Raw genomic sequence first — 8,787 nt, forward strand, 5'->3', positions numbered from 1 at the left:
TTGGTATTGACTTTCGATAAGATCTGAAATTTCTTTATCAATTACTTTGGCAGTTTCATCAGAATAAGGTTTAGAAAAACTGTATTCACTTTGTCCGCTTGAATCGTAGTAAGTAACATTTCCAATTTTATCATTTAATCCATAAACGGTAACCATGGCACGAGCTTGCTTTGTAACTTTTTCTAAATCACTTAAAGCACCTGTTGATATTCTGTCGAAAGTTACTTTTTCTGCAGCTCTACCACCCATAGTAGCACACATTTCGTCAAGCATTTGGTCTGTACGAACAATTAGACGTTCTTCTGGTAGATACCAGGCAGCGCCAAGACTTTGTCCACGAGGAACGATAGTTACCTTAATCAATGGAGCAGCATGTTCAAGCATCCAACTTACTGTTGCGTGTCCAGCTTCGTGAATAGCGATTGCTCTTTTTTCTTCTGGAGTAATGATTTTGTTTTTCTTTTCAAGTCCTCCTACAATACGATCTACAGCATCTAGGAAATCTTGTTTGTCAACAGCTTCTTTATTGTTTCTTGCGGCAATTAATGCAGCTTCGTTACAAACATTGGCAATATCAGCGCCAGAAAATCCTGGAGTTTGTTTGGCTAAAAAGTCGGTGTCAAGCCCTTCGATTTTTTTCAAAGGAGCAAGGTGTACTTGAAAAATTTCGGCTCTTTCACGAATGTCCGGTAAGTCAACAAAGATTTGTCTGTCAAAACGACCAGCACGCATTAAGGCTTTGTCTAAAACATCGGCTCTATTTGTTGCAGCTAAAACAATTACATTTGAATTGGTGCCAAAACCATCCATTTCGGTCAATAATTGGTTTAATGTGTTTTCTCTTTCATCATTTCCACCAGACATATTGCTTTTTCCTCTAGCTCTACCTACAGCATCAATTTCATCAATAAAAATGATGGCTGGAGATTTTTCTTTGGCTTGTTTGAAAAGATCACGTACTCTTGAAGCACCAACACCTACAAACATTTCAACGAAATCTGAACCGGATAAAGAGAAGAAAGGTACTTGGGCTTCACCAGCTACAGCTTTTGCTAATAAAGTTTTACCGGTTCCTGGAGGTCCTACAAGTAGAGCTCCTTTTGGGATTTTACCTCCTAAATTGGTGTATTTTTCAGGGTTTTTAAGAAATTCCACAATTTCTTGTATTTCTTCTTTTGCACCTTCTAAACCTGCTACATCTTTGAATGTAGTTTTAATATCTGTTTTTTCATCAAAAAGTTTGGCTTTCGATTTTCCAATGTTGAAAATTTGACCACCTCCGCCACCTGGGCCACCTGACATTTTTCGCATAATGAAAATCCAAACACCAATAATGATAATAATTGGCAATAGGCTTACAAAAAGATCTGTCCAGTTGCTTTTTTGTAAAAAATTAAAATCTTTTAATTTTCCTTCAGCAACTGCTTTTTCTAATTTGGTTTGAAAAATTTGATCATTACCAATGTCAAACGAATAATGAGGACCTTTATTAGGTCTGTCCAGTACGTCTTTTGCTACTTTTTTATGTTCTGGATCATTTAAAGCTTGCGCATTTAAATAAACTTCAGCTTCGTTTTTATTGTAAACAATTACTTTTTCGATTTGTCCTTTCTCTAAGTAAGAATTAAATTTAGAAGAAGTTAATTGAGCAGGTTCTTGAAAGCTAGATCCACCAGTTACAAAACTTATTCCTAAAAAAATTAATAGTATTGCAGTGTAAACTAACCAAGGACTTACTTTAAATTTATTTGAATTTGGATTATTATCTTTAGCCATTAGAAGATTATTTCTTTAATATTTGTTTTCGATTTTAGTGATTTTGGCATCACCCCAAAGACTTTCAATGTTGTAGTATTCACGGATGTGTTTTTGGAATACATGCACTACAATGTGAACATAGTCCATCAAAACCCATTCTGCTACATCAGAACCTTCAACGTGCCAAGGTTTGTCTTTTAAATCTTTAGAAACTGTTTTTTGAATAGAATTGACAATGGCATTCACTTGAGTGTTTGAGTTACCATTGCATATAATGAAATAGTCACAAACTGCAGTGTCTATTTCTCTTAAATCTAAAATATCGATATCACTTCCTTTTACTTCTTCTATTCCTTTTATAATGTTCGCCAATAGAACATCATTGTTTATAGTCTTTTTCGCCATTTATTTTTTTATATAAGTTTGTAAAGTTACCATTTTTTGTGATTAATTTTGAACCTTAACATAATATTAAATTATGTTTTACAAAAAAAAGTACACATGAAGCTAATCAAACTCGATGCCATAGATTCTACAAATGAATTTCTAAAAGGTTTATCGAACAAACAAGAGGTTCAAAATTTTACTGTAGTTACCGCTGAGAATCAACTGAAAGGAAAAGGGCAAATGGGAGCTAAGTGGGATTCTGAGTTGGGTAAAAACCTTATAATGAGTGTTTTGGTTAAGGATTTTTTATTTGATAATGAGACAGTTTTTAACCTAAATGTAGTAGTTTCATTAGCAGTAATTCGGACCTTAAAAAAGTATAATATTCCTGAATTAAGTGTAAAATGGCCTAACGACATTATGTCAGCAAATAAGAAAATTGGTGGCATATTGATTGAAAATAGCATAAAAGGAACCGGAGCAATTACATCGATTGTAGGACTGGGATTAAATGTAAATCAAGTGCAATTTGAAAATTTGCCTAGGGCATCATCATTAGCATTGATTTGCAATTCCTTTTTTAATAAAGAAGAAATTCTATTTGGGATAGTAGCCGAAATGGAAAAAATGATTGCCAATTACAATGCATCTGCTTCTGGTTTATGGGAAGAGTATGCTAATGAATTATTTAAAATGGGTGTTCCTACAGCTTTTACAGATGAAAATGAAAGCAATTTTATGGGAATTATAAAAGGGGTTTCTTCAATAGGAAAACTTCAGATTCTTTTGGAAGACGACAGTATTTGTGAATACAATCTGAAAGAAGTACAAATGTTGTACTAAGACTAAATTCTTTCTTTGTACCAATAAAAAAGCCTTTTAGTTTTTAACTAAAAGGCTTTTGCTCTTTATAGAAAGATATTAAAGTTTCGTCATATTGTTTGCTAATGTCTCGATGAATTTCCCGATAGGGCCTTTTACCATCATGGCCATCATTGCATTAAATTCGCCTTCAAAATCTAGTTTTACAGCGCTTGATTGTTCTGAAACAGTATCAATGTTGGCTACTAAAGTAAATGGAAGTTTATCGCTTGCAGCACCCAAAACAATTTTGTTTGGAGCTACTTTTTCTTTCATTTTTAATTTGATTTCAGGCATTCCTTTTAATCCAAAAATAAAAGCATCTTCTCCGATAACTTCAAATTTTGCAATATTATCGGGCATTAATTTTTCGAAGTTTTTTACATCGCTTAATAAATCGAACAATTCTTGACTTGATTTTTCAACCGTAACTTTTGGACTTTCTAAGTTCATTATTTTATGTATTGTTTGTTATTTTATTTTAAAGGAATTGTATCTAAAATTAGAAAGCTGGTATTTAAACCGCCCAAGTTGATGGACTCCCATTCCATTCTCTCAAAGTTTGCTCTTCTTCTTCTGTAATATACTTTTTGGCAACAGCTAAATTCAATAAATTTTGATAGTTGCTCAAAGTATACAAATCGATTTTAGCATTTTTGAAGTTCTGGTCTGCAACATCAAAGCCATAAGTAAATATAGCTGCCATTCCTTTTATAACTGCTCCTGCTCCCCGTAAGCCTTCAACGGCAAGCAAACTACTGTTTCCAGTACTAATTAAATCTTCTATAATTACTACGCTTTGTCCTTTTTGCAAAAAACCTTCAACTTGGTTTTGACGACCGTGTTTTTTCGGTTCTGGTCGAACATATACAAAAGGCAATCCCATACTTTCTGCAACTAGCATTCCAATACCAATTGCTCCAGTGGCTACACCGGCAATAACATCTGGTTTACCAAATTGTTTCTCGATGTTTTTAGAAAATTCGTCCCTAACATAATTTCTTATGGCTGGAAACGAGAGGATTAAACGATTATCGCAATATATAGGCGATTTCCATCCAGAAGCCCATGTAAAAGGATTTCCTGGATTCAATTTAATTGCATTTATTTGCAAAAGCAATTCGGCTGTTTTTTCGGCTGTATCTTTATTAAAAATCATAATACAAATGTATAAAGTTTTTGTTAACGACAAACCACTTTTTTTGACAAATGAAATCTCTAAGGAGACGGATTTTCAACTTTTCTTGCTAGATAGTATTGATATCGAGCAAGTTATTGTAAAAATGTTTCAAAATAAAATTAAGAAAGCCTATCTCTATCATCCTGATGAAAGTGTGATAATGAAAACTTTGAAAGCAAAAATTCCTGTAAATAAAGCAGGAGGAGGATTGGTTTATAATAAAAAAGGTGAGGTTTTGTTTATTTTTAGAAATGGAAAGTGGGATTTACCAAAAGGAGGTACCGATAAAGGTGAGCTAATTGAACAAACCGCCATGCGTGAAGTTGAAGAAGAAACTGGCGTAAATGAATTGAAAGTTGTTAAGAAGTTACAAAAGACCTATCATGTTTTTAAACGAAATGGGAAATACAAATTAAAAATCACCCATTGGTTTGAAATGCAATCTACATTTGAAGGCATTCCAAAAGGTCAATTGGAAGAAGGAATAGAAAAAGTAGCCTGGCTTAAACCAAGTGAAATTCCAAAAGCATTAGAGAATTCATATGAAAATATTAAGCTTCTATTCGAAGAAGAAAAATTAGTCAAATGAATAAAACAATATTAGTTGAGTAATCTGTAAACTGGATATTGTAAATGTTCTTTTTCATAGAATTTTGAATGTTTATAAACCCAATCCAATTGTGCTTCACTATTTTTTGCAAATACAGGGTCATTATTGACTTTGGTTTCCAATTCTATTTTTAAACTAGGGTTGTCTTTTAAAAGTTGGGCAGCCAAATCTTCAAAAACATATTCAGAATATCCTTCTTTTTGTTGTAAAATACTGTCGAAAAAGTTCCAATTGAAGAACGAGTCAACAGCTTCTGGTTCTAAAGTTTCCAATAAATATTTTACAGCTTTTTGTTCAGTAGAAAACAAATAATCTCCTTTGGCAAATGATTTCTTCTCAATAGTTGCTGTCAATTTTGTGTTTCTATGGGGATAGTGTCCTTCATAAGCTTGACTTGAAGTTTTGTAATCGGCAATTTTATAACTTTCGACTTCAATAATTGTATCTTTTTTTAATTGTGTGTATTTGCAATTATTACTTTTTAATAAATCAATAACATTCCAGTAGCCTTTTGGGATAATGTATGCTTTCGGAATAGTAACATCCTTAACCGATTTATATTCTTTGATATAAGGTACGTTTTTTTGGTACGGCTTAGTTCTGTCGTAAAATAATCGTTGACCTGTAGTGACTTCACTTTTTTTATAGGAAGCTTCAAAACCTGAAAATAAAAAGGTTGTAGCCTTAGAGCTGTCTATTTTCCATTCAACAGGATATGATTTTTTAGGTTTATATTGGTCTTCGTTTTTTGCACGCAATTCTTTTAATTTTTTATAATTCAAATCGGTAAATGCAATAGTGGAAATCATGTACTCATAAGTAGCTTTTACACGATCAGCATATTTTTTGAGCATGTGAGTTTCAACAACAAACCCAATTGTATTGAATAATGAAGTGTAGCCTGTTGTGTATCTTGGTGTGTCCGAAAATTGAACAAAACCATTATCTGGTGTTTCTTCGAATGCGTTAACATAAGGCGTTGTTGGAATGTTTTTTTGTTCCAAATCTTTTACAATAAATGGCATCATTTCGGTATTCATGTAATCTCCTAAGATAGTTCCCAATTTATTGTGCTGTGTCATGATATAGGTCAGTTTGTATTGATAATCGGAACCATTGCTCACATGATTATCGATAAAAACATCTGGATTTATTTTATGATATATTTCGACAAAACTTTTGGTATTTCGGGTGTCGGATTTAATCATATCGCGATTCAAGTCATAGTTTCGTGCATTGCCTCGAAAACCATATTCTTCCGGTCCTTCTTGGTTGGCTCTTGAAGTTGAGTTTCTGTTCAAAGCACCACCAATATTGTAAATTGGAATCGTAACTATAACAGTGTTTTTTGGTATTTTGATTTTGCCTAAAGCTAAATCCCGAAATAATTGCATAGTTGCATCTATGCCGTCTGGTTCACCTGCGTGAATTCCATTATTCAGGAATAATACTGCTTTGTTTTTTTGGATACTTTCAAAATTAAAATTCTTTTCAGGATTGAAAGTAATCATGTATAATGGTTCGCCACTATCCGTCAATCCCATTTTTTCCATTTTGATAGTTTGAAAATCATGGGCCAAAAGAGTGTAATAAGCGATTGTTTCTTGATAATTGGCTGATTGGTTTCCGTTTCCTTTTTCAAAGAAAGTACTGTATTTATTATTATTTTGAGCAAATACAGAAACTGTGATCAACAGGAAACAAAAGCGTATTAATTGCATAAGGTTAATTTTGAATGTGGGTTTCAAATGTAATTAATTTAAAATTATTTTTTATCTCAAATCGGACTGAAGGTTTTAGAAGGAATTAAGATAATTGCAGTTTGTTTTTGTAACAAAACACAAGACTTCGAATAAATGTTTATTTGATGGTGTGTAGTTTGTAATTGGTTGATAATTAATGAATTTATTGAGAGATGAAAATCGTTTTTAAATTTGTTTATGTTTATTTTTGATAGTTGAATTTTTACAATTATCATTTATTTGTATCCAAAATTTAATTTCAGATGAAAAGAAGCTTCTTACTCCTTGCATTTTTATTTTGTACTTTTTATGTTTTTTCATTTTCGAAAAATGAAAAACTGTTACTCTTTAAAAAAGAAATACCGTCGAGAATATTGATTGGTAATTTGGATACCGTTAAAAAGGCAGATACCGTTAAAAAGAAAGAAAAGAAATTTGCCTTTATGCCGCTTCCCACTTTGACATACGATCGTTCGCAAGGAGCTGGAATTGGGATAATAGCCATGGGGCTTTTTAAGGCAGACAATTCAAAAAAAGCACCTCTTTCCCGAGTTATAGCTGTAGGTAATTATGCTACAAATGATTCTTATTATTTAATGTTAGGGACACGTCTTTATCTGATGGAAGATTATTGGAGAATAATTGGTGCAGTTGGATACATAAACTATAATTTTCAGGCCTTTCAAACTTTTGAAGATGTAGATGGAGGTCAGGCAGGAGTTTATGAAACCCCTTATACTACAAAGGGAAGTCTGTTTGCATTTGCGATACAAAGAAGAGTTTTTGAAAATTTTTATTTGGGGATCGGCGGTTTCATGATGCGGTCGGATGTAACGGTCACACTTCCAGATAATAGTGAAATAGTGGAACCGAATAATACTAATTCATTGGCCATACCAATTAGTTACGATACTCGAAACAGTATCTATAATCCGAGTTCTGGGATTTTTATAGACGGCAGATTTTCGACAGTTCCTTCATGGCTGGATAACGACCATGATTTCATTAAAACAATGTTATATGTAAATCATTATAAGAAAATAAGCAACACCAAAATATTAGCCAGCCGCTTTGCTATGAAAGCCAATTTTGGCGATGTGCCTTTTGCTTCGCAGGATTATATTGGTCAAACTGATTTAAGAGGTTATACCCAAGGTGAATATAGAGGAAATCAAACCTATACAGTTCAATCTGAGTTTCGAAATAATTTTTATAAAAAATGGGGATATGTTGGGTTTGTTGGACTCGGAATTGCCTATAGAAAATCTGAAGAGGGAGCCGCAGCGGGCGATTGGTATAATTCTGGTGCATCTTGGAGTAAGCCGTTGCCAAGTATAGGTGCCGGTGCTCGTTACCAGGTAATTGAAAAGGCCGGTCAAAAAGTAAACGCGGGAATTGATATTGCTGCAGGCCGTGGTGATTGGGGATTTTATTTTAGAATTACCGAGGCTTTTTAAAGTTATATGACTCAGATAATCTAAGTTTGATAATTAATTTTGGAGCAGAAAGATTAGGCTTTTTTAGGCGGCATTGTCCTGCTATCCGTTACAATCTTTTTGTTTTTAAAGAAAAAACAAAAAGGATTTTCACTTCTATCGGGGCTAAAGGGAGATATTTTGCTTTTTTATTATCATTTCAAAAAATAACCCCAGAATTGCTTACCATAAAAACTATGCAATTCTGCGATACAAAATGGGCGATTTGAGTATTGAAAACAGAGTGCTATTTTTGACTACCTTTGCAAAATGAATAAGAAACACCATTCCAACAATATATTATTGAATTTAGGTATCGAAAGCCTAAATGAAATGCAAGAAGTTGCACAAGATGTCATCCTAAATGACAATAATGTTTTACTGCTTTCTCCAACAGGTTCTGGGAAAACGTTGGCATTTTTATTGCCAATTTTCGAAATGTTACAGCCCGAAATTCTATCGGTTCAATGTTTAATTCTGGTTCCGTCACGCGAATTAGGATTGCAAATCGAACAGGTTTGGAAAAAAATGGGAACAGATTACAAAGTAAATGTGTGCTACGGCGGGCATTCCATTGATACCGAAATTAAAAATTTGAGCAATCCACCAGCTGTTTTGATAGGAACTCCAGGTCGAATTGCAGATCATATCGACAGAGGCAATTTTAGATTGGACAAAATCCAAACTTTAATTTTGGACGAGTTCGATAAATCCTTGCAGTTAGGTTTCCACGAACAAATGTCCTTCATTATTGGTAAACTGAGTAAACTAAAC

9 protein-coding genes are annotated in these 8,787 nt (G+C 33.3%); 4 read left to right on the forward strand and 5 right to left on the reverse strand.

Annotated elements, in window-relative coordinates; all coding sequences use genetic code 11:
- On the reverse strand, positions 1 to 1,776 hold a 1,776-nt coding region (gene ftsH, locus VFS71_RS13230; protein ID WP_326401781.1), incomplete at its 3' end, for an ATP-dependent zinc metalloprotease FtsH.
- A gap of 15 nt (positions 1,777 to 1,791) precedes the next feature.
- Positions 1,792 to 2,163, reverse strand: coding sequence for a ribosome silencing factor (gene rsfS, locus VFS71_RS13235; RefSeq protein ID WP_111408889.1), 372 nt, complete (start codon positions 2,161 to 2,163; stop codon positions 1,792 to 1,794).
- Between the two features lie 96 nt (positions 2,164 to 2,259).
- Here rsfS and VFS71_RS13240 point away from each other — a divergent pair, with 96 nt between their 5' ends.
- Positions 2,260 to 2,988 carry a biotin--[acetyl-CoA-carboxylase] ligase gene (locus tag VFS71_RS13240; protein WP_326401783.1) on the forward strand — a complete coding sequence of 243 codons (729 nt, stop codon included), beginning with the start codon at positions 2,260 to 2,262 and terminating at the stop codon, positions 2,986 to 2,988.
- A 78-nt stretch (positions 2,989 to 3,066) separates the two neighbouring features.
- Here the strand turns inward: VFS71_RS13240 and VFS71_RS13245 are convergent, their stop codons facing one another.
- Positions 3,067 to 3,459 (reverse strand): SRPBCC family protein, encoded by a 393-nt coding sequence (locus VFS71_RS13245; RefSeq protein WP_111408887.1) that lies wholly within the window; start codon positions 3,457 to 3,459, stop codon positions 3,067 to 3,069.
- A gap of 64 nt (positions 3,460 to 3,523) precedes the next feature.
- Complete coding sequence (gene pyrE, locus VFS71_RS13250; protein ID WP_326401784.1) at positions 3,524 to 4,165, reverse strand: orotate phosphoribosyltransferase; 642 nt, start codon at positions 4,163 to 4,165, stop codon at positions 3,524 to 3,526.
- Positions 4,166 to 4,172: 7 nt separating this feature from the next.
- Between pyrE and VFS71_RS13255 the strand changes: the two genes are divergently transcribed.
- Positions 4,173 to 4,775, forward strand: a complete 603-nt coding sequence (locus tag VFS71_RS13255; RefSeq protein ID WP_326401785.1) for an NUDIX hydrolase — start codon at positions 4,173 to 4,175, stop codon at positions 4,773 to 4,775.
- Positions 4,776 to 4,786: 11 nt separating this feature from the next.
- On the opposite strand, the gene VFS71_RS13260 is transcribed toward VFS71_RS13255, so the two are convergent.
- A complete protein-coding gene (locus tag VFS71_RS13260) occupies positions 4,787 to 6,517 on the reverse strand; it encodes a M14 family metallopeptidase (protein ID WP_326401787.1) in 1,731 nt (576 codons plus the stop codon).
- 284 nt (positions 6,518 to 6,801) lie between these two features.
- Here VFS71_RS13260 and VFS71_RS13265 point away from each other — a divergent pair, with 284 nt between their 5' ends.
- Both VFS71_RS13265 and VFS71_RS13270 read left to right on the forward strand, forming a co-directional pair.
- Positions 6,802 to 7,995, forward strand: a complete 1,194-nt coding sequence (locus tag VFS71_RS13265; RefSeq protein WP_326401789.1) for a BamA/TamA family outer membrane protein — start codon at positions 6,802 to 6,804, stop codon at positions 7,993 to 7,995.
- Positions 7,996 to 8,283: 288 nt separating this feature from the next.
- On the forward strand, positions 8,284 to 8,787 hold a 504-nt coding region (locus tag VFS71_RS13270), incomplete at its 3' end, for a DEAD/DEAH box helicase (RefSeq protein WP_326401790.1).

Source organism: Flavobacterium sp., from assembly GCF_035760125.1.
Taxonomy (GTDB): Bacteria; Bacteroidota; Bacteroidia; order Flavobacteriales; family Flavobacteriaceae; genus Flavobacterium.